This window comes from Henriciella barbarensis (genome assembly GCF_003576345.1).
Classification (GTDB): domain Bacteria; phylum Pseudomonadota; class Alphaproteobacteria; order Caulobacterales; family Hyphomonadaceae; genus Henriciella; species Henriciella barbarensis.
Window position 1 is genome coordinate 1512037 of sequence record NZ_QWGB01000005.1, and the last position, 19809, is coordinate 1531845.

Here is a 19809-nt window from a genome sequence, read left to right on the forward strand (position 1 = left end):
GGCGGGCGTTTCGGGAATTTTCCAGATCTGGGCTTCAATATTGGGGTGGCTGGCGGTGTCGTCAGACAAACGCAAACTCGTCTCTGCTGTCTGCGGATGAGCCGCTGTCAGGCGGCCAGAAGTTGTCGCCATTCTTGAAGCGCGGCGTCTCGTTTAGATTTGAATATCGGGCGGCGGTTGAGGTGGCGATCAAGATTAAAATGGTTGTAGAACGAGGCGTGGGTCGAGGCGAATTTCTGCAGGTTCGACATTCTTCTGAATCTCGACATGGCCCGCTCTCGTCGCCTGAAAGGTAAGTGGCTGTTCTCGGCCCGATTGTTGAGATGGCGACCAACCTCCTGACGGTCTGCATTTCCGATCTCCTTCATCGCAGCGCCATAAGATCTGAGGCGATCCGTAACGACGGTCCGAGGGACGCCATAACGCTTCATAGCCTTCTTCAAAAGCCGCAAGGCCGCTGATTTATCTCGTGTTTTCGTGACATAGCTTTCCAAGACTTCGCCTTCGTGATCGACTGCCCGCCAAAGGTAGTGGGTTACGCCGTTGATCTTCACGTAGACTTCGTCGAGATGCCATCGCCATTGAGTGATCTGGCGAAGTTGCTGAGACCGGCGCTTCCTGATTTCACCGGCGAACATCGGACCAAACCGGTTCCACCAGTATCGAACCGTCTCGTGGCAGACCTCGATCCCGCGTTCATGGAGAAGGTCTTCCACATTACGAAGCGATAGCGGAAACCGGACATACAGCATCACAGCGAGGCGGATGATCTCCGGCGACGATTTGAAATAGCGGAACGGTGACTTGGCCATGCTGGCGAGATTAGCGAACCAGGGCGTCGCTACTCAAGCCAAGTTCTTCTGACAATCCCTCTTCGACATTTCGAAGCGACAGTGGAAATCGAACATAGAGCATCACCGCAAGCTGGATGATCTCAGGCGAGGTCTTGAAGTAGCGGAAGGGGTTTTTCGTCATGAAATGACGCTAGTCGGGATAACCGACCCGCTCAATTATCAGTTTGCGCTGACAATCCCAAATTGGATGGTCCCGTCATGTCGGTCTTATTCAAGCCGTCGCGGCAAAAATCATTCCACGATGCATTTGCGGCGGCTTCATTCGCTAGCGCGTTCCGTGCCGAAATAACAAGGATGGCGCCTGCCGCTGCCAGGCCTTTATTCATTCCCCTATTCCCGCCTCTTTCGAGCCTGATCGCGCCCATCAGATCAGAAACCAAAGCCATCACATCAATACCTGTTTCAAGTTTCACAATTCCGCACTCAGTATTGGGAAAGCTGGCCTGAGACGCCCCCAACTTTGGGAGGGGTGCTGACGCCAACCAGTAACCAATTAGAGCAGTTTTGCGATTTCATCTCGCATGACAGCGGATGCGCCGCCGCCGAGTGAATGAGGGCGGGTGTCTCGCCATAAGCGCTCGATTTCGGTGCCGACCATATAGCCCTGAGCACCGTGATGCTGCACGCACACATCAACCAGACGCTTGAGCAATTCCGGTAAGGTCTCCTTCACAAGCGTCGATTCCAGCCTCGCATTCTCACCGCGGCTCTTCTTGGCAGCGGCGTGATACAAAAGAAGTTTTGCCGAATACAGTTCGCTGAAAAGCCTCGCAATGTCATGGCGGATCACCTGAAGATCCCACAATGTTCGCCCGTAGGCTTCACGGGCCTTGAGGTGCTCAAGCGTCAATTCGAGGGCACGTTCCGCCATGCCTACACATTGGGCCCCGATCGAAAGCCGCTCTCGCTCCAGACCGCCCATCAGCAGATAAAATCCCTGGCCTTCATCGCCGAGCATGTTTTCGCAAGGCACGCGAAAGTCATCGAAAAAGATGTCGCTCATATCGGATGTTTTCCAGCCTGTTTTCCGGAAATTCTGCCCTGTCGTGAAGCCGTCATTACCTTTTTCGACAAAGAAAAGAGAATATCCTCTGGCTCCCTTCGCTTCGGGGTCTGTTTTTGCGACCGTAACGAAGATCTGGCCGGAAACCGCGTTGGTAATGAAGGTCTTTTGACCGTTCAATATCCAGTCATTTCCTTCGCGACGGGCCGTGGTCGCCATGCGCGTCAGATCGGAGCCCCCGCGCGGCTCCGTGACAGCCAATCCAGCTATTTTTTCACCGGAGAGAATGCACGGTAAAAAACGTTCGCGCTGTTCAGCGTTACTTGTTCGCGCAATCAAAGGCGCAGCGATGTCGGCGTGATCGGAAATTGCTGCTCCAAAACCGCCAATTCCCGAGCGACCGAGTTCTTCGCCCAAAACAACGGTAGCTAGGGTGTCGAACCCTGCGCCTCCGGCTTCTTCCGGGATAGAAATTCCGAGAACACCAAGCCGGCCCAGGCTCTCATAAATGTCAGACGGGAGTGATCCCAAAGCTTCCAGTTCGTCTGCACGCGGGCGGATTTCCTTGTTGATGAACCGCCGCAATTGCTCCCGAAGCATCCGGTGCTGTTCATTTAAATACTGGGAATCTAGATCGATCATTCGTGCGTCTCTTTGTTATGCAGTTCAACAAAGATGTGCTTCAGTGACATTGCCCCCTCCCAAAGTATGGGAGTTCGCATCAAGTTTGGGTCTAGTTCAGGATTTCCTCGAAATCAGGAATAGGCGTTCGGATTTCAATGAATTTTCAGATCGCTCCATCAGCCTCACATTTGGAAACCATTCGATCCTTTGCCTTTGGGCCTTTGCTCGTGTTTGTGTCAGCGCCCGAGGGTTCAGGAAAAGCCGAATGGATTGAGGGTGTCAGGCAACAATTCGGACAGTCAAAAGGTGCGGCCGAACAGGACTCTTTTCAGCCGATCGAATTCATTCCTGATTTTGACAATCGCCCTGCATCCGTTCGAGATGAAATCTGTAGGTCGATCGAGTGCGCGCAGTGTCGCTATGTACTGGCGACGTCACAGCCGCAGCCTTTTGACTTTTCTCGCCTCGATAAAATGGGGCGAGTGATAGAAATTGACGTCACGCAGCTCGCATTGCGGTTCGAAGATTTGGTGCTCGGTATTGAACCCCGACCCACAACTGTCACCAAACGCCACATTTCGTCCTTGTTGGACCGCACGGCTGGCTGGAGATATGCTTGGGAGATTATTGCCAGGGAAATTGAGGGCGGCAGGTCTTTCGCGGAATTAGCTGATCGATTCCACAGAACTCACCCGAAATTATTGCGCTTCATAGAAGCTACAGCAGTTAACACGCTACAGGAGGATTTGCGAAACTTTCTGATGAAAGTCGCGCAGTTCGGGCCAATAGACGTCGATTTTGCAAACCAGATTACGCGAAGAAGCGACGCGTTCTTGTGTCTCGATCAGGCCAGCAAAGCGACTGGATTTGTTCGTCGAGATGGCGGTTCCCGAACATTCTGGATACATCCAGTATTCAGAGAAGTGCTGACGGATCTCGCCGAACGTGAAATGCCAGTGGAACTGCAAGAGGTTCGACTACAAGCGGCGCATGTCTACGAAATACGGTCAGACTGGCTGGCGGCCGCACGTGTCTGGCAACTTGCGGGAGACACAGATCGAGCGCTGCGCTTGCTTACGGAACACGCTGACGAGCTGGTTGCTGGCAAAGGGGAGATTGCTTCCTTTCGGGCGATGACCCGGAGCCTTCCTTCCTCATCGGCCGCCGCCCTCGCCTCTGAAATCGCGCTCGGTGCTGTGTTCGCGGGTGATTTTGCCGGAGCGGCAGCGATGTTGGAAGAAACAGGGCAAAGGGTGGACACCTATTCGCAACAGGAAGAGATCAGACGGGAAGCGCTCAATTTTGTAATCGATTTTGGCTTTGAGCAATTCGAAAACATCGAGCCCCTTGCGAACGATTGGTTGATGAAGCATCCGACAGCTGAGCCTCGTTTCCGTGCCATAGTAGCGGCCAGTCTTTTTTTCTCCTGTTTTGCCGACAACAAGTTAAACTCAGCGAAGCGAGCGCTTGAAGCTTTCAGATTGTGTCTGAAGCAGATGAAATCTCCATTCCTCAACGGTTGGCTGGCAATCATGAGCGCGCTTGAGCGCAAGGAGGTTGGGGACATATCAGCAGCGGAACGCGCATTGGAAGAGTCTTCCTCGATCGGTGCCATCCTCCCTGCGGTTGAGGTAGCTCGCGCACACTTGGCCTGGCTTGTTGGAGACGTAGCCCGATCGAAGCATCTTATTTCACGATACATGCAGTCGAGTCTTCAGCATGGAACCGTTGAATTGGCGCTTCTTGCCTGGGAAACGGCCATCAATCTCGAAGCCATCGAAAACGGAGCTGCTGCAGCGTTGGCTATGGCGGAGGAGGCCGAGTCCTGGATCGAAGTTGTGCATGGAGATCGTGGTCGCAAATCACTCCGCGTATTTAGTCTCTCTTTGATGCTGAGATCGGGCATGCGTCAAACCACTAGGGGTATAGGCGCGGAAATTGATTTGTTGAGTTCAAGTATCGAGCTTTTTGGTCCAAGTCGCCGCTTGCTAGAAAGTTCGAAATTATTACGTGCACGGTACGCGGCGTTGGGCCTGTACCCGCGACAGGCCATTTCGGATGTGCAACCAATCATTCGAGAGTCATTGCAGCAATCAAGATTGTTGGTCTGGTGTGAAGCGTCGCTGATATACGCCGGAGCTCTCGTGCGTATGGGGCAACAGGAAAGGGCGCTCAGAATCGCATGGAACGCGATTGCAAAGGGCGCCGCGAGCGGTTTGCAAGGAACAATATGCTCAGAAGGTATCCTGTTGGCACCGCTTCTGGACGACCTGATGGACCGCGCAGAGCTCGAGAATGGCGACGATTCAGATGAAGCAATAGTGCGCGAAACTGTGTTCGAGCTGGCGAGGCGATCGGGCCGGAAAAAATCGTTCCTGAGGGCGTCTGAGCCATCTGCCTCAGATGAGATCGAGGCTGATGTCAGACTTACAGCAGCAGAGCAACACGTGCTTGAGCTGGTTGCTGCGGGTGCATCAAATAGCGAGATCGGAGAGCGACTCCTTATCAAATTGTCCACGGTGAAGTGGCACATGCAGAACATTCTGCGAAAATTTGACGTAACCTCGCGTACGGCTGCAGTTGCGCAGGCCAGACGCATTGGTTTGCTGGCCGGATAGCCGCTAACTTTAGCGCCCTGTGAACTGGGGGGGACGTCGTGATAAAGCGGCAGAGATGCCTTCGATAACATCTTCGCTGGCGCATTGTTCGCTCAGCAGGCGAGATTCCCACTCGAGCTGTGTTTCAAATGAATTTGAGTAGGTTTCGAACAGAAGGCGCTTCGTCGCGGCAAATGCTCCTGTCGGACCGTCTGCAAACTGACGCGCCAGTTTTTCTGCTTGCTCGGTCAACTGCTCCGAAGGGACAAGCTGGGTGACGAGGCCAATTTGCAAGGCCTCGGAGGCCGAGATACGCCGGTTTGTGTAGACCAGTTCCTGAAATTTCCGAGTGCCAATAAGCCGAGGAAGCACATAGGTCGAGGCGCCATCCGGCGAAAAGCCGATCGATGTGTAAGCGAGACAAAAGCTGGAGTTCTCAGTTGCCACAACAAAATCAGCAAAGCAGGCAAGCGTCACACCGGCACCAGCACATGCGCCCTGCACAGCAGATATGATGGGGGCACGCAGGCGCATCAGCTTCGAAAGTGCGACATGGTAGTCTGCAGTTGATTCTCGGACATAAGCAGGAAGATCGGCAACGCCTGAGAATGCCCCAAGGTCGCCTCCCACGCTGAAGTTTTTTCCCTCGCCGGTGAGAAGGACGGCTCGTAACCCGTGTGTACCTTCGAGCCTTATTGCGGCTGCACGTATTTCGGCGCCAAACTCATGATCCAGTGGATTGCCTTTGTTGCCATTGACAAGCGTGAGCCGAGCAAGCCCGTTCTCAATGGATAAATCTACGCAACGAGCCATGTTTGATCCTATTCAAGACGATTGCAGGTTCAGCGGAGTAATGGGCGGAACTGTAACGAGCACGCCGTTCCCAAAGAGCGTTTGAAGCGTTGCCCATTATCAAGCTTCTTCAGACGGTTTGATTTACCGGAACGTAGCGACGATCAGAAAAGAGATGCATCTAGCCATCTGCCATGAAATTTTGGAGGCACTCGTTGAGGCAGCTTGATCCGCGCAACTGGTCCATCTTCGAGAGTTTTTGCGGGCGTTATCCAAAATTCACTTTCAAGCGAATTCTTGTCAGTGACATAACCGACTAAATATCCATCATCCTCTTCCGTCGCGCCGGACCGCGGTGCAAAGCTCTGCTCGTATCCGATGTGGTGATCAGGAAAACTAAGGTCCACACGGCGACCTGAATCGAGGTCGTACTTGTAGATACCATTCGCCTGTAAGGTCTGCTGTGAAGTATCGATGCGAGGCATGTAACTGTAGCGAGCGCCGCTGCAGATGTAATTGTCATTCACCCTCGGAAATTCCACGAATGCGTCATCCAGCTGCCGTTCGCTAACCTGTCCGGTCTTTACATTGAGGCGCCACATATATGGATGGGAATCAAATCTGTGTTCTCCGTCGACCAGGGGAAGGTCATCGCGGATTTCACCGGATTTTGTGTATCTCGTTGCGCCGTCTATACGGGCGCCGACAAGTACGAACTCGTCGCCCTCATCCCAAGCTGACGACAAATGCCACATGAAGCATGGGCTTACATTGAACCATTTAATCGGCGCAGATGTATCCTTGCGATCAACAAGCGCAATGCGTGCAGGCATGGTGTCATCAAGTACGAAACCCAGCGATTTCTGGTTTGGACGTTTGAAATCCATCATCATTGGAAAATCAAACACACAGATGAAACGATCTGAGATCGCCATATCATGCTGGACGCGCGGGCCAGGTAAAGGCACTTCGGTGAAGCGGGTCAATCGTCCGTTGTCGGCGGCAACGCCCACGTTCAGAAACGGTGGCTTTGCTCCCCAGGAAATGAAGAATAATTCGCCTGTTTTTGGGTCGATTTTCGCGTGAGACGTTAAACCACCTTCCAGCGTGCTATTATAGTCAAAAGTTCCTTTGGTCTCGAGTTCTGGCAGGCTCAATTCATGCGGCTGACCACCTTCCCACCAGAGCGCGAGAAATTTGCCGGAATGGAAGACCAGATCAGTATTGGCGACATTTTTGTGCCGCTTGCCGGCTCCTGGCATTGAGAGAGATCCGACATAGGTGGCTTCACCTGCGGCGATGTCTTCAGCCAAACCTTGCGTTTTTACAAACCTGCTTCGGAATACAGGTTTTCCGTCGCTAATTTCGACCCCATGAACCATGCCGTCGCCATCAAACCATGAGTGACCCGGGCCTGGTGAGAAACGAGGATTAGCGCCGTTCTGCACAAACATGCCGTTCAGATCGCGAGGGATCTCTCCACTGATCTGAAGATCTGCCGCTGTTACTTCTTCTGAAACGGGGGCGTACACACCCTGCAGATACGGGGCCGCTGGTTGAGCTTCATCGTAGGCCAATGGACGTCTCCTCAATTTCATCCACCGAGAGGATATGCAGTCGAATAGCTTTCGCCCCATCCCAAAGGAGGGCATGGCATTGTGAAAGACGCCTAACTTGATGCTCTCTGACAGTCCCCTTCGGGACGTTAGCTATGCGCTTCGACGCCAAGTTCTTCGGACAAACCCGCTCCAAGCCTGAGTGAAGACGCGACGGTAATCGCTGGCAGTCACGCTGCTTGAATTGACCGCAATAGGCTTGCCAACGATCGCAAGGCAGCAAGACAAATTATAAAAAAAACACTGGTAATAATATTTTTCCATGATTAGGAATGTCGATGCGGCGGTCGTGTACGGCTGCCTTTAAAATCACCGCTTCAATGGATCATTGTTGATGACAGTCTCGACTACTTCACCTGTGGGAATTCTGGCCTTTGGCGCATATGTGCCGCGCAGGCGCCTGCAGCGAAGCGCCATTCATGCCGTCAATAAGTGGTATGCGCCGGGGCTCGGCGGATCGGCCAAAGGTGAGAAAGCCATCGGGAACTGGGATGAAGACCCGATCACAATGGCTGTTGAGGCAGGGCGTGATTGCCTGACCGGTTTAGACCGCGCTTCGGTTGATGCGCTTCGACTTGCGTCGACGACCTTGCCCAATGCGGACCGGTCGAATTCTGGCGTTGTCAAAGAAGCGCTTACCCTCAGCGATCAGCTGGAAGCGACGGATGCAGGCGGGTCGCAGAAGGCGGGCACATCGGCGCTGTTGCAAGCTTTGTCGAGCGATCAGACGAGCCTGGTCATTGCCAGCGAGCAAAGACTGGCGCGAGCTGCCTCGCCCGCCGAAATGAGTTATGGGGAGGCAGCTGCAAGCCTTCTTGTGGGCACCGGCGACGTCATTGCAAACTGCATTGGCCGGTACAGCGTTACTGTCGATTTTGTCGATCACTTCCGGGAAAGCGGCGCGCGGTTCGACTATGACTGGGAATCCCGGTGGGTTCGGGACGAAGGTATCGTCAAGATTGCGGGCCAGGCGATCATCGACGCGCTCGACGCTGCTGGAGTTGAGCCAAGCAGTGTTACACATTCAGCCATTGCCATCAGCGCTCCTGGCGCCGCAGCAAAACTGATCAAATCGGCAGGCATTGATCCGAAAACGCTCGTCGACAATCAAATTGCAACGATTGGCCATACGGGTACGGCCTATCCACTGATGTTGCTGGTCGCCGCGCTGCAGAAAGCCCAGCCCGGTGATCGGATCCTGGTGACGAGCTTCGGCCAGGGCACTGATGTGCTTGTATTTGAAGTGACAGACGCGATCACAAAGTTGCCCGCCCGTCTCGGCGTTGAAGGGTGGCTTGCAGAGAAGGTCGAAGACACCAATTACCAGCGCTACCTTTTTCACCGCGGTCTTGTTGAAACAGAGACGGGCATGCGTGCGGAGGGCGACCAGAAGCAGCCGGGGACCACGTTGTATCGACAGCGCAAAACCGTGCTCGGTCTGGTTGGGGGGAAGTGCACGGAAACGGGTGCTGTACAGTTTCCCAAGTCCGATATCAGCGTGTCTCCAAATAATCGTACACAGTTTACACAGGAAGATTATCCGATGGCCGAGCTGCCTGTGCGGGTCGTCACCTATACAGCCGACAGCCTGACCTTTTCGCCGGACCCGCCAACATTCTACGGCAATATCGACTTTGAGGGCGGGGGACGTCTGACCGCCGAGTTCACCGATGTCACTGCAAATGACGTGGAAGTTGGCCAGGAGATGCGCATGGTTTTCCGCATCAAGTCCAAGGACACGTTGCGCGGTTTCACCAAGTATTTCTGGAAGGCGGCACCCCGCCCGACATCCCAACGAAAAGGAGGCTGATCATGCCGTCTGGAATCAAGGATAAAGTCGCAATTCTGGGTATGGGCTGCGCCAAATTCGGCGAAAGATGGGACAAGGATGCCGACGGCCTGATGGTCGAGGCGTTCGACGAGGCAATCGCGGACGCCGGTATCGATGTGACGCAAATTGATGCGGCTTGGCTTTCGGTCGCTTTTGATGCCCAGAATGTTGGCCCGAGCGGGATTCCCCTCGCTGTGGGGCTGCGCTTGCCTGGAATCGGGGTCACCAAGGTCGAGAATTATTGCGCGAGCGGGACAGATGGCTTCCGCGGCGCAGTTTATGCGGTTGCCTCAGGCGCTTGCGATATTGCGCTCGCGCTAGGCGTCGAAAAGCTCAAGGACACCGGTTATGGGGGGCTTCCGGTTCGCACGCGCGGGACGACATCCGACATGATCGGTGTTGTCGGGTCTGCACCTGGAAATTTTGCGCAAATCGCCTCGGCATATCGCGCAAAGTATGGAGTGGCGCCAGACGATCTGAAGCGGGCGATCGGACATGTTTCGGTTAAGAGCCATGACAATGGCGCGCTAAATCCGAAGGCGCATCTACGCAAGAAAATTGATATCGACACGGTCATCAATGCGCCCATGATCGCTGAGCCACTTGGCCTTTTCGATTGCTGCGGTGTGTCGGACGGCGCGGCATGCGCGATCGTGACCACGCCCGAAATCGCACGATCTCTCGGAAAGACAGGCCTTGTCCTGGTAAAGGCAATTCAGCTTGCCACCTCGAACGGCTGGGAGTCGCAAAGCACCGGCTGGGACGGCACGTATTTTCATACCACCCGGATCGCGGCCAAGAAGGCCTATGCTGAAGCGGGTATCGAGAACCCTGAAGATGATATCAGCCTGACCGAAGTGCATGACTGCTTCTCGATCACCGAACTAGTGACCATGGAGGATCTCTTTCTCTCCGCCGATGGCAAGGGCTGGAAAGACGTCCTGGATGGCAAGTTCGATTCAGATGGAAAGATACCCTGCCAGATTGATGGCGGGCTGAAATGTTTTGGCCACCCAATCGGGGCTTCTGGCCTGCGGATGATCTATGAAAACTACCTGCAACTTCTTGGCCGGGCAGGCGACCGCCAGCGTCAGGATTCACCCAAGCTTGCTCTGTCCCATAATCTGGGCGGTATGCCGAACCAGAATGTCAGTTCTATCGCGATCGTCGGACTTGAGGGCGCCTGAGCCCGCGGGCTGGCGATTGAATTTGCGATGTACAAATTGCTTGAAGGACTATCGATTGTTGAGTGCGCGTCCTTTGTTGCCGCGCCGTCGGCTGGACTTTACCTGTCTCAGCTTGGCGCGTCAGTCACGCGCATCGACCATGCCGAGGGTGGTCCCGATTACCGGCGGTGGCCGGTGGCTGACTCCGGAGAAAGTTTCTACTGGGAAGGTTTGAACCGGGGAAAGAAGTCTGTCGCAGTCAATGTCCGCGACAAGGCCGGACGCACCCTCATTCAGGATCTAATCACGGCCCCTGGCGAAGGCGCAGGGATACTTGTGACGAATTACCCGTGCGACGGGTTTTTAAGCCACGAGGTCTTGGCAAAGAAGCGGCCTGATCTGATCACGGTACGTATCATGGGCACGGCTGATGGGCAGTCCGCTGTGGATTATACCGTCAACAGCGCTATCGGTCTTCCATTCATGACTGGCCCGGAAGCGCTCGGCGATGAGCCGGTCAATCATGTGCTGCCGGCCTGGGATCTGCTTGCGGGCAGCTATGCCGCTTTTGTGTTGATGGCAGCTATCAATCATCGTGAGCGAACCGGCCAAGGTCAGGAAATCAGGGTGCCGCTGGCAGACATCGCAATCGCAGCGCTAGGCAATCTCGGTCAGATCGCCGAAGTGCTCCAGTCTGGACATGACCGGCCGCGGATCGGCAATGACCTGTTTGGCGCGTTCGGGCGGGATTTCGCGACGGCAGACGGCAGGCGCATGATGATTGTTGCCCTCACGCAACGACAATGGACAGCGCTCGTTGAAACGCTGGGGCTAACGGAAAAAGTCGCTGAGCTGGAGGCGCGTCTCGGCGTCGATCTCGCAACGTCCGAAAGTGTCAGATACCAGTACCGCAAAGAGATCTATCCGCTGATTGCCGGCCGCGTATGCAGGTTCACCCTGGAGGAGCTGGGTGCAACCCTCAGCCGTGCGGGAGGGTGCTGGGGCGCCTACAACAGCTTACATGAGGCTGTTACACAGACGCAGACTGTCCGGGGCAATCCCATATTTGAAGAAATCGACAATGTCAGCGGATTGCGGTACCCGGTTGCGGGCGCGCCTGCGACGTTACCAGCGTTTCAGCGCGGAAAGCCGCAAAGTGCCCGTTCCCTTGGAGCTGATACGTTTTCCGTTCTGCAAGACAGGTTGGGCCTGTCGGCCTCAGAGTGCGACGCGCTGAAAGCAAAAGGTATTGCCGGGAGAGCGCAGGTTTGAACAGGTTCGAGGACATTCGCCGCGAAGTCGCAAAACTTTGCGCTGCATTTCCAGGAGCCTATTGGCGTGAATGTGACCGCGCCAGGGCCTATCCGACAGACTTTGTTAATGCTCTCGCTAGCGGCGGATATCTCGCGGCGCTAATTCCTGAGGCCTATGGCGGGGCAGGTCTGCCCCTCATGGCAGCCACAGCCATACTTGAAGAAATCCATCTGCAGGGCTGCAACGCGGCCGCCTGCCATGCGCAGATGTACACGATGGGAACGCTACTGAGACACGGCAGCGATGCCCAGAAAGAGGCCTATCTGCCAGCGATTGCATCAGGTGATCTGCGGTTGCAGGCCTTTGGTGTGACTGAGCCAACCAGCGGCACCGATACACTTTCACTCAAGACGGTCGCGACCAGAGTGGATGGCGGATATCGAATAAATGGTCAGAAGATCTGGACGAGCCGTGCTGAACACTCGGACCTCATGATTCTTCTCGCGCGCACGACGCCGCGCGAGCATGCGACATCTCGCACACATGGCCTGTCGGTATTCCTGATCGACCTGCGCGATGCGCGCCGTCAGGGACTGTCGATACGGCCCATCGAAACACTGATGAACCACTCAACGACTGAAGTCTTCTTCGACGATGTGTTCGTGCCGGAGTCGGCACTTATTGGCGAGGAAGGAAAGGGACTGAAATACATCCTGTCGGGAATGAACGCCGAACGCATCCTGATCGCTTCGGAATGTATCGGCGATGCCAAATGGTTTATTCAGAAGGCGTCGTCCTATGCGCGAGACCGACAGGTCTTTTCACGGCCGATCGGGCAAAATCAGGGCGTGCAATTTCCCATCGCAAGGGCTTACGCCAATATGAGGGCTGCAGAGCTCATGGTCCGAGACGCGGCTGCGGCGTATGATGAGGGGCATTTCGGTGGTGCCGAAGCCAATATGGCCAAACTACTTGCCGCCGATGCCAGCTGGGAAGCGGCGAACATGTGTATCCAGACTTATGGCGGGTTTGGGTTCGCTGCCGAGTATGACATCGAAAGAAAGTTCCGCGAGACACGCCTGTATCAGGTGGCTCCCGTTTCGACGAACCTGATCCTGTCCTATCTCGCCGAACACGTGCTGGACTTGCCGAGGTCTTACTGACATGGAATTCGATGAATGGATCGGCCGCACGCATGAAGCCGAAGACGTGCTGACTGCAGGACTGCTTGCCCGCTATCGCGCCACGATCGGCTGCAATCAACAATCCGCAACTGCGCCACCAGGCATTCACTGGTGCCTGTGTTTACCAGATACGCCGATCGATGAGCTTGGCGCCGATGGCCATCCGAGAAAGGGCGGTTTCCTGCCGCCAGTCCCATTTCCGCGGCGCATGTGGGCGTCGAGCCGCGTCAAATTCCTTCGCCCGCTCAGCGTCGGTGACCGGGTGCACCGCCGCAGCACGATAAAATCCCTCACACCCAAAACGGGTGCAAGCGGCAATATGGTTTTCCTGGAGGTCGAGCATGTTACCCGGGTGAACGAGACGGTGGCCGTCGAAGAAATCCAGACACTCGTTTATCGGGACGTCGCGACGACTGCGGCCGTGCTTCCAGTGGAGAGCGAGCTTGCAAGCCGGGACGGTGTTGAGCGGGACACCATTGTTCCGACGGCGCCGTTGTTGTTCAGGTATTCAGCGCTGACCTTCAATACGCATCGGATCCACTATGACTCCGATTATGCGCAATCGGAAGAAGGTTATCCGAGACCCGTTGTTCAGGGACCATTAATGGCAAGCTTGCTGCTGCACTTTGCATCGAAACGACTGAACGGCGCCCGGATCAGAAAGTTTGCGTTTCGCGGAAAGTCGCCGGCTTATTGCGGGCAGCCACTTCTCCTCGAATTCCGGCCTGACGAGGGGCAGGGGATGGCGCTCGAAATCCTCGGTCCGGATGGCAACGTCGTGATGACAGGATCTCTGTTGACAGCTGACCTTGGAGCCGGATGACAACGGAGGTGGGATCTAGCGGTTTGCGTTTGACGAAAACACGATGGTCGGAACTGATCGCAGGCGCGTAAGCTTCTGAACACTCCGGCAGGTTGGGGCGAGTCTGCATTTTTGCGCTCGCTGCTGCGACCTCGGCTGAGGCCAGTCCGCACGCAAGCGGGTGCGCCGTGCCGGTTCGCATATGCCTTAAGGATGCAGGAAATTCCTCCATCAACGGGCTTCCTGATCTTGACATCGGGAGGACCTGAAAAGATTAACGGCGGTAATCAAAGGGCCGCCACTGCAAATTTCCGAGTGGCCAGAAGGGAATATCGCGTCATGCCAGCACAAAAAGGATCACGAGCGCTCATCGCAGGGGTCGGCATGATCCCATTTATGAAACCGGGTGCATCCGAGGATTTTGATGTAATGGGCGCGAAGGCGGCATCCGATGCGCTCAAAGATGCTGGGATCAATATCTCCGATGTCCAGCAGGCCTATGTCGGGTATGTCTATGGCGATTCTACGTGTGGTCAGAAAGCCATTTACCGGCTCGGCAAGATGGGCATGCCCATTATAAATGTGAATAATAACTGCTCGACAGGGTCGACCGCGCTCTTTCTCGCGCGACAGGCTGTCGAAAGTGGTGCTGCCGATTGTGTTCTGGCCCTCGGCTTCGAGCAAATGAAGCCCGGCGCACTTGGAACGTATTTTGACGACCGGCCAAGTCCGTTCGACGACTTTAACGAGCTTTGTAATGAGCTGATGGGGCCTTCCGATGTGCCATCAGCGTTGCGTTGTTTCGGTGGGGCAGGTCAAAGTCATATGGAAAAATATGGCACGACGCTGGAAGACTTTGCCAAGGTCCGGGCAAAGGCCAGCCGTCACGCCGCCAAAAATCCTCTGGCGCTGCTTCGGACTGAAATGACAAGTGATGACGTTCTGGCCTCAACGGAATTCTGGCCAGGTGTAATGACCAAACTCATGGCCTGCCCGCCGACATGCGGCGCGGCTGCGGCGCTGGTCGTGTCTGAATCTTATGCGCGGAAACATGGGTTGTCGGCCAATGTGGCTATTGCCGCTCAGGCAATGACAACTGACACCCCCGAAACGTTTGCTGGCCTCGATATGATGCTGGTCGCAGGGTACGGTATGACCCGCGACGCAAGCCGCCAAGTCTACAACGCGGCGGGTATCGGGCCTGAGGATGTCGATGTTGTGGAGCTGCATGACTGTTTCGCCCACAATGAGCTAATCACCTATGAAGGTCTTGGCCTTTGCGGTGAGGGGGAGGCGCAGAAGTTCATTGCTGATGGCGACAACACCTATGGCGGCCGATTTGTGACAAATCCGTCTGGTGGTCTTCTGTCGAAGGGGCATCCCCTCGGTGCGACCGGTCTCGCACAGTGCTACGAGCTGACGCATCAATTGCGTGGGACGGCTGATGCCCGCCAGGTCGAGGGCGCCGAGATCGCGCTCCAGCATAATATCGGACTCGGCGGCGCGTGTGTTGTGACGCTCTATCAGAAGACCGGATAGGACCGGTCGGCTGGAAGCGGCCCGAAACGGTGAGCTCAACGCAATTTTTGGCTTGTTTTCAGACCCAGCTTCCCAGCCAATTCAGGTTGACACCGTTTTTGCCCGCAAATAAATAAACAGCGTTAAATGAATAGTTCTTGCTGCAGTATCTGTATGGAAGCCCGCACCAAGTCCGAGGATTTGGGTGACCAATAAAGATGCCGATGCATAAGCTTGTCATGTTCCGCGCGCTAACCGTTACGCCAACAATCGTCCTTTTTTCTCCGGACGCTTCCTGTCGAATGGGTTTCCGGTCTTGCTCACGGCAAGATCGTTCACACTAACCGAAAGACTGTCTCATGATTCCACGCACACTTTTTTCGGAGGAGCACGTTTTGTTCCGCGATGCCGTCCGGAAGTTTGCCGACAAGGACGTGCGCCCCGACCTGCAGGAGTGGGAAGAGCGTGAGGATACGGGGACGGACATCTGGAAAAAGTGCGGTGAAGCCGGGTTTCTTTGCGCGACAGTAGATGACGCCTATGGCGGCGCAGGGGCAGACAAGCTCTATTCCATGATCCTACTGGAAGAATTGGGGCCTCTGGGCGGGCTTGGTCTGTCACTGGCGATGCACTCTGACATCGTGGCACGGTATATTCAGTCATACGGCTCTGAGTATCTCAAAACCAAATACCTGCCGAAAATGGTCTCTGGCGAAATGATTGGCGCCTTGGCGATGAGCGAGCCGAGTGCGGGGTCGGACGTGAAGACCGTCAAGACACGCGCTGAGCGCAAGGGAGATCACTGGGTGCTGAACGGCTCCAAGATATTCATATCGAATGGCTATCACAGTGGTCTCGTCGTCGTTGTTGCCCAGACCGACAAATCGCTCGGCGCAAAGGGGATCAGCCTCTTTGTCGTGGACCGTGACATGCCGGGCTTTGAAAAGGGCAAAAAGCTCAAAAAGGTCGGCCTGCGGGCGCAGGATACAGCGGAGCTGTTCTTCAATGATGTGATCGTGCCGGCGGAAAATCTTCTCGGAGAAGAGAATAAGGGCTTTATTCACTGCATGCAGGACTTGCCGTGGGAGCGGTTGCAGATTGCCATCATGGCAGTCGCCTGTGCGGAATACGCGCTCGAGCTGACGAAGTCCTATGTGACGGATCGCAAGCTGTTTGGCCAGCGTGTCAGCGATTTCCAGAATACACGGTTCCGACTTGCGGAACTGGCGTCCGAAATTCAGATCGGGCGTGTTTTCGTCGACCGATGCATGGAGCTGGAGCTGAAGGGAAAGCTTTCCAGCAATGAGGCGTCAATGGCCAAGTACTGGTGCACCGATCTTCAAGGCCGCGTCGTGGACGAGTGCGTCCAGTTGCATGGGGGGTACGGCTTCATGCACGAATATGAAATTTCACGCGCATGGACCGATGCCCGGGCGCAACGAATCTATGGCGGCACGAATGAAGTCATGAAGGAAATGATTGCGAACTCGATACTGGGCAAAGCGAAATAGCTTCATCGAGCCCGCTGAAACGCCTGGAGCCGAAATTGTTCAATGGCGAATTCGTCAACTCGTAATTAAGACGGTTCTGAGCGCTGCTCGGCGACCTTGTCACGCAAGGTGAAAGTCAGTCTTGTGCGACATGGAAAAGAACTGTCGCCTGGGAGATCGGCTTGATCTGTCCATCTTGTCTCGCTGTAGCGCGGATACGTATTGTTGACCGGCCGTCTGAGATCACTTCGGCTTCAAACTTGAGCGGTTTGGTCGCCAGCGCGACGCGGAGATAGTCAATCGAGGAACTTGCCATTTTGACCAGCGGGCTGCGGTGATCTTCTGCCAGTGTCAAGGCAGCTGTGGTCAGCCCGGCAGCGACGATACCGCCATGATAGGCAGGAACCGCGCGTGCGCCGATCGTGCGCTCCAAAGGAGAGATACTGAAAGGGCGGCTGAGGTGTCGTCGGGGAGGCAAACCCGCAAAGCTGGCGAAAGACTCTATTCCTCGCAGGTCAACCGGGTTTTCCAGAGGGCGAGGCAGATCCATAGCGCCGCCGCCTGGCCATGCCCCGACCATAAAGCGCGTACTTATATGTCCGATGGGACAACTGGCATCCCCTTGGTCGAGCAAGGCTGTGACGAAGGCTAGTCTGGAGGTAATCTCGGCGCGGCCCACCCTGAGGAAGACTTCCCCGGCCATTGTGGGGCGCAACTTGTCATAAGTCAGGCTGACGGTCGCCAGTGGAGAATGCTTTTCGAGAGCCGCTTGTATTGTAAGACCGGCACAATGATCTGCGATGGCGACAATCGCCCGCTCGTCGATATGTCCGGCATTGTCCTCAGCCAAAGAAGCAATCGTTGCGGGGATCCGTACCACTGCACCGTTTATGTCCAGTTTCTCGACAGTTATGCCCAGGTAGCGCATCAGATCAGAATCGGCGTGTCCCGGGGCGACCCTCCGCAAAAGATCAGATGTCATTGCATACCTGCCAGTCGTGTTTCATCCCAGGCGAGGTTAACATAAATATCCAAGGCCGAAGCAACTTCGTGTGCCTTGGCAGATGATGCGGTGCCGCGCAGGGCACGTCCCTTAATGCCATGAATGATCGCAGCGAACCTGAAAAGGTTGAATGCGATATGGAACTGGAGGTCGGGAATGGATGTCCTGCCGGTGCGTTCGCAATAGGCGAGAATATAATCCGTTTCGGACGGAAGATTGAGCGCGCTCAGATTCAATCCCTTGAGACCACCTCCCTGAATACCAGACGGAACGCGATACATCATCAGGTGAAAGGCAAAGTCAGTCACCGGGTCGCCGATGGTCGAGAGCTCCCAATCCAACACGGCGGCAACCTCCGGCCTATCATGCTTGAACATCAGATTATTGATGCGGAAGTCGCCATGAACAATGGATACGCCCGTGCTGTCAGGCGTGTTCGCGGCCAACCAGTCAGCCATCCTGTCCATGCGCTCTATACGTCCGGCCCGTTCATCGGCTCGATACTGTCTGCTCCAGCGATGGATTTGCCGAGACAAGTAATTTTCCGCCCGACCGAAATCGTTCAGGCCCACCGCTGCCGGATCGACATTGTGCAAGTCCGCGAGTGTGCGGTTCATGGCGTCAAAATATTTCGGCCTGTTTTCGGGTCTGACGTCCGGCAGGTCAGGTTGCCACAGAATGTCGCCGTCCACGAAATCCATAACGTAGAAGTTGCGACCGATAATGGCCGGGTCTTCGCAGAGTATTCGAACTTTGGGCACTGGAACGATCTGACCATCGAGAGCGTGCATTGCGCGATATTCCCGATGAACGGCGTGCGCACCGCCTACAATTTCCCCCGGGGGCTGGGATCTCAAGACATATTTTCGGCGAGGTGTCCGCAGGAGATAGGTTGGGTTGGACTGGCCGCCCTCAAATTTTTTTATCGTGAGTGGACCTTGAAACCCGTGAAGTGCACGTTCAAGCCATACCTGCAAATGGGTCGCGTCGATCGAGTCATCTTTTTCCTTGGGGTCGTCAGACATCTAAAGAATACGTGGTCAGGGAAATTGGACGGTCACCGACCATAAGGTCGAGGAATTCGGACATGCCGGTTGTCTGACGACCCTCGCACTTGAACTGCGTCATCGCCTTGATGATGCGCACGCGAGTTTCCGTGCCATCTTCTGCAATACGCCGGTGCTGTAGTGGAATTGCGGTCACGACCTCCCCTGAGACTGTTGTCGTCCCCTCCGCGGTCTCGAGGTCGAGCATTATGGACCGTTGAACGAACTCGTCATCATAGGTGACGTTGAGCCTCGCATCGGTCAAAGGGATCAGGCGCTCACCGCGCCAGATATGCCCGACGACCTCAGGCTGCTGGTCGGGGCGACCCATGAGCGCCAGAAGCACACCGAAATCCGGTCCGAATGTGATCGGCAGCCATTTGTGCCAATAGAGGTTACCCCAGTGCCGCGGTCCCCAGGACTTGTCGCGAAACCCGTGACCGTCGAACGGATATATTTCACCGTCGATACGCATCTCACCGGTTACTGAGAGATGTTGCTCCATATGTCCGCGGTATGCAGCCAGTTCAGGATCGAGCTGCCAGGGTGAGCCGTCTCGATTGACGATTTCGCCGCCATGCATCGGGGAAACGCCGCTCAGCGTGAAGCGCATGGAGGCGTCCGCACGCGGGCTTTGCTTGAAGGCTTCCCGGGCGTTTTGCAGATCCATCGGGTCGTCCAGCAGGATGACCGGGCCCTCATACGAGACTTCCAGTGTCTTGAACGGTTCAGCGACCTGAACTCGTAACCCGCCCGCATTGAGCTCACTATTGTCCTGAATTTCAGGTCTGACGAACCAGAATGCGACCCGGCCATCAGGCAGGTACATGCACACCGAGACTTCGGCATAGCCTTCGTTGGGACGATTGCCAATGCGCAGCCACGCGCCAAGAGACGTTCGGCTATCGAACATGTCGATATAGACGCTTTCATTATAGTTCGATGCTGCTTCTGGCTCGTGAAGGAAGTCATCCTTCGGATCGAGCTTCACTACCATTCCTTCTGGCACGATCATGGCAGTCTCCTGAT

The 19809-nt window shown here is 55.3% G+C and carries 17 protein-coding genes; 8 read left to right on the plus strand and 9 right to left on the minus strand.

Features of this window, described 5'->3' with window-relative positions; genetic code table 11:
- Nucleotides 1-107: 107 nt before the first annotated feature.
- From D1224_RS10460 to D1224_RS10475, 4 genes are all read right to left on the minus strand, one after another.
- On the minus strand, nucleotides 108-812 hold the full coding sequence (locus D1224_RS10460; RefSeq protein ID WP_119379810.1) for an IS6 family transposase: 705 nt from the start codon (nucleotides 810-812) through the stop codon (nucleotides 108-110).
- A 10-nt stretch (nucleotides 813-822) separates the two neighbouring features.
- Nucleotides 823-975, minus strand: a complete 153-nt coding sequence (locus D1224_RS10465; RefSeq protein ID WP_233350485.1) for a hypothetical protein — start codon at nucleotides 973-975, stop codon at nucleotides 823-825.
- Between the two features lie 31 nt (nucleotides 976-1006).
- A complete protein-coding gene (locus D1224_RS10470; RefSeq protein WP_147372368.1) occupies nucleotides 1007-1267 on the minus strand; it encodes a hypothetical protein in 261 nt (86 codons plus the stop codon).
- 80 nt (nucleotides 1268-1347) lie between these two features.
- Nucleotides 1348-2499, minus strand: a complete 1152-nt coding sequence (locus D1224_RS10475; protein ID WP_119379812.1) for an acyl-CoA dehydrogenase family protein — start codon at nucleotides 2497-2499, stop codon at nucleotides 1348-1350.
- Nucleotides 2500-2636: 137 nt separating this feature from the next.
- Between D1224_RS10475 and D1224_RS10480 the strand changes: the two genes are divergently transcribed.
- A complete protein-coding gene (locus tag D1224_RS10480; RefSeq protein ID WP_119379813.1) occupies nucleotides 2637-5099 on the plus strand; it encodes a helix-turn-helix transcriptional regulator in 2463 nt (820 codons plus the stop codon).
- 9 nt (nucleotides 5100-5108) lie between these two features.
- Here D1224_RS10480 and D1224_RS10485 read toward each other — a convergent pair whose 3' ends face one another.
- Both D1224_RS10485 and D1224_RS10490 read right to left on the minus strand, forming a co-directional pair.
- The gene (locus D1224_RS10485) at nucleotides 5109-5891 is read right to left on the minus strand and encodes an enoyl-CoA hydratase/isomerase family protein (RefSeq protein WP_119379814.1); all 783 of its coding nucleotides are present in this window, start codon (nucleotides 5889-5891) and stop codon (nucleotides 5109-5111) included.
- Between the two features lie 143 nt (nucleotides 5892-6034).
- Nucleotides 6035-7447, minus strand: a complete 1413-nt coding sequence (locus tag D1224_RS10490; RefSeq protein WP_182482234.1) for a carotenoid oxygenase family protein — start codon at nucleotides 7445-7447, stop codon at nucleotides 6035-6037.
- A gap of 373 nt (nucleotides 7448-7820) precedes the next feature.
- Here D1224_RS10490 and D1224_RS10495 point away from each other — a divergent pair, with 373 nt between their 5' ends.
- From D1224_RS10495 to D1224_RS10525, 7 genes are all read left to right on the plus strand, one after another.
- On the plus strand, nucleotides 7821-9296 hold the full coding sequence (locus D1224_RS10495; protein ID WP_119379816.1) for an OB-fold domain-containing protein: 1476 nt from the start codon (nucleotides 7821-7823) through the stop codon (nucleotides 9294-9296).
- A 2-nt stretch (nucleotides 9297-9298) separates the two neighbouring features.
- Complete coding sequence (locus D1224_RS10500; protein WP_119379817.1) at nucleotides 9299-10504, plus strand: acetyl-CoA acetyltransferase; 1206 nt, start codon at nucleotides 9299-9301, stop codon at nucleotides 10502-10504.
- Nucleotides 10505-10531: 27 nt separating this feature from the next.
- Complete coding sequence (locus D1224_RS10505; RefSeq protein ID WP_119379818.1) at nucleotides 10532-11755, plus strand: CoA transferase; 1224 nt, start codon at nucleotides 10532-10534, stop codon at nucleotides 11753-11755.
- A complete protein-coding gene (locus D1224_RS10510) occupies nucleotides 11752-12900 on the plus strand; it encodes an acyl-CoA dehydrogenase family protein (RefSeq protein ID WP_119379819.1) in 1149 nt (382 codons plus the stop codon). The genes D1224_RS10505 and D1224_RS10510 overlap by 4 nt, the downstream gene beginning before the upstream one ends.
- A 1-nt stretch (nucleotide 12901) precedes the next feature.
- The gene (locus D1224_RS10515; RefSeq protein WP_119379820.1) at nucleotides 12902-13744 is read left to right on the plus strand and encodes an FAS1-like dehydratase domain-containing protein; all 843 of its coding nucleotides are present in this window, start codon (nucleotides 12902-12904) and stop codon (nucleotides 13742-13744) included.
- A gap of 318 nt (nucleotides 13745-14062) precedes the next feature.
- On the plus strand, nucleotides 14063-15262 hold the full coding sequence (locus D1224_RS10520; RefSeq protein WP_119379821.1) for a lipid-transfer protein: 1200 nt from the start codon (nucleotides 14063-14065) through the stop codon (nucleotides 15260-15262).
- Between the two features lie 338 nt (nucleotides 15263-15600).
- A complete protein-coding gene (locus D1224_RS10525) occupies nucleotides 15601-16752 on the plus strand; it encodes an acyl-CoA dehydrogenase family protein (protein WP_119379822.1) in 1152 nt (383 codons plus the stop codon).
- Nucleotides 16753-16867: 115 nt separating this feature from the next.
- Here D1224_RS10525 and D1224_RS10530 read toward each other — a convergent pair whose 3' ends face one another.
- Genes D1224_RS10530 through D1224_RS10540 form a run of 3 tightly spaced genes read right to left on the minus strand, consistent with a single transcriptional unit; the run spans nucleotide 16868 to nucleotide 19795 of the window.
- Entirely contained in the window at nucleotides 16868-17713 is an 846-nt protein-coding gene (locus tag D1224_RS10530; protein ID WP_119379823.1) for an acyl-CoA thioesterase domain-containing protein, read from the minus strand.
- Nucleotides 17710-18759 carry a phosphotransferase family protein gene (locus D1224_RS10535; RefSeq protein ID WP_119379824.1) on the minus strand — a complete coding sequence of 350 codons (1050 nt, stop codon included), beginning with the start codon at nucleotides 18757-18759 and terminating at the stop codon, nucleotides 17710-17712. Before D1224_RS10535 ends, D1224_RS10530 begins: the two co-directional genes overlap by 4 nt.
- Nucleotides 18752-19795, minus strand: a complete 1044-nt coding sequence (locus tag D1224_RS10540; protein ID WP_119379825.1) for a DUF7064 domain-containing protein — start codon at nucleotides 19793-19795, stop codon at nucleotides 18752-18754. Before D1224_RS10540 ends, D1224_RS10535 begins: the two co-directional genes overlap by 8 nt.
- Between the last annotated feature and the right edge of the window lie 14 nt (nucleotides 19796-19809).

Coding starts and splice junctions, on each gene's coding strand:
- D1224_RS10480 (WP_119379813.1), top strand. CDS start 2,637: ATGAATTTTCAGATCGCTCCATCAGCCTCACATTTGGAAACCATTCGA.
- D1224_RS10475 (WP_119379812.1), bottom strand. CDS start 2,499: ATGATCGATCTAGATTCCCAGTATTTAAATGAACAGCACCGGATGCTT.
- D1224_RS10530 (WP_119379823.1), bottom strand. CDS start 17,713: ATGACATCTGATCTTTTGCGGAGGGTCGCCCCGGGACACGCCGATTCT.
- D1224_RS10485 (WP_119379814.1), bottom strand. CDS start 5,891: ATGGCTCGTTGCGTAGATTTATCCATTGAGAACGGGCTTGCTCGGCTC.
- D1224_RS10460 (WP_119379810.1), bottom strand. CDS start 812: ATGGCCAAGTCACCGTTCCGCTATTTCAAATCGTCGCCGGAGATCATC.
- D1224_RS10465 (WP_233350485.1), bottom strand. CDS start 975: ATGACGAAAAACCCCTTCCGCTACTTCAAGACCTCGCCTGAGATCATC.
- D1224_RS10535 (WP_119379824.1), bottom strand. CDS start 18,759: ATGTCTGACGACCCCAAGGAAAAAGATGACTCGATCGACGCGACCCAT.
- D1224_RS10520 (WP_119379821.1), top strand. CDS start 14,063: ATGCCAGCACAAAAAGGATCACGAGCGCTCATCGCAGGGGTCGGCATG.
- D1224_RS10500 (WP_119379817.1), top strand. CDS start 9,299: ATGCCGTCTGGAATCAAGGATAAAGTCGCAATTCTGGGTATGGGCTGC.
- D1224_RS10515 (WP_119379820.1), top strand. CDS start 12,902: ATGGAATTCGATGAATGGATCGGCCGCACGCATGAAGCCGAAGACGTG.
- D1224_RS10495 (WP_119379816.1), top strand. CDS start 7,821: ATGACAGTCTCGACTACTTCACCTGTGGGAATTCTGGCCTTTGGCGCA.
- D1224_RS10525 (WP_119379822.1), top strand. CDS start 15,601: ATGATTCCACGCACACTTTTTTCGGAGGAGCACGTTTTGTTCCGCGAT.
- D1224_RS10540 (WP_119379825.1), bottom strand. CDS start 19,795: ATGATCGTGCCAGAAGGAATGGTAGTGAAGCTCGATCCGAAGGATGAC.
- D1224_RS10505 (WP_119379818.1), top strand. CDS start 10,532: ATGTACAAATTGCTTGAAGGACTATCGATTGTTGAGTGCGCGTCCTTT.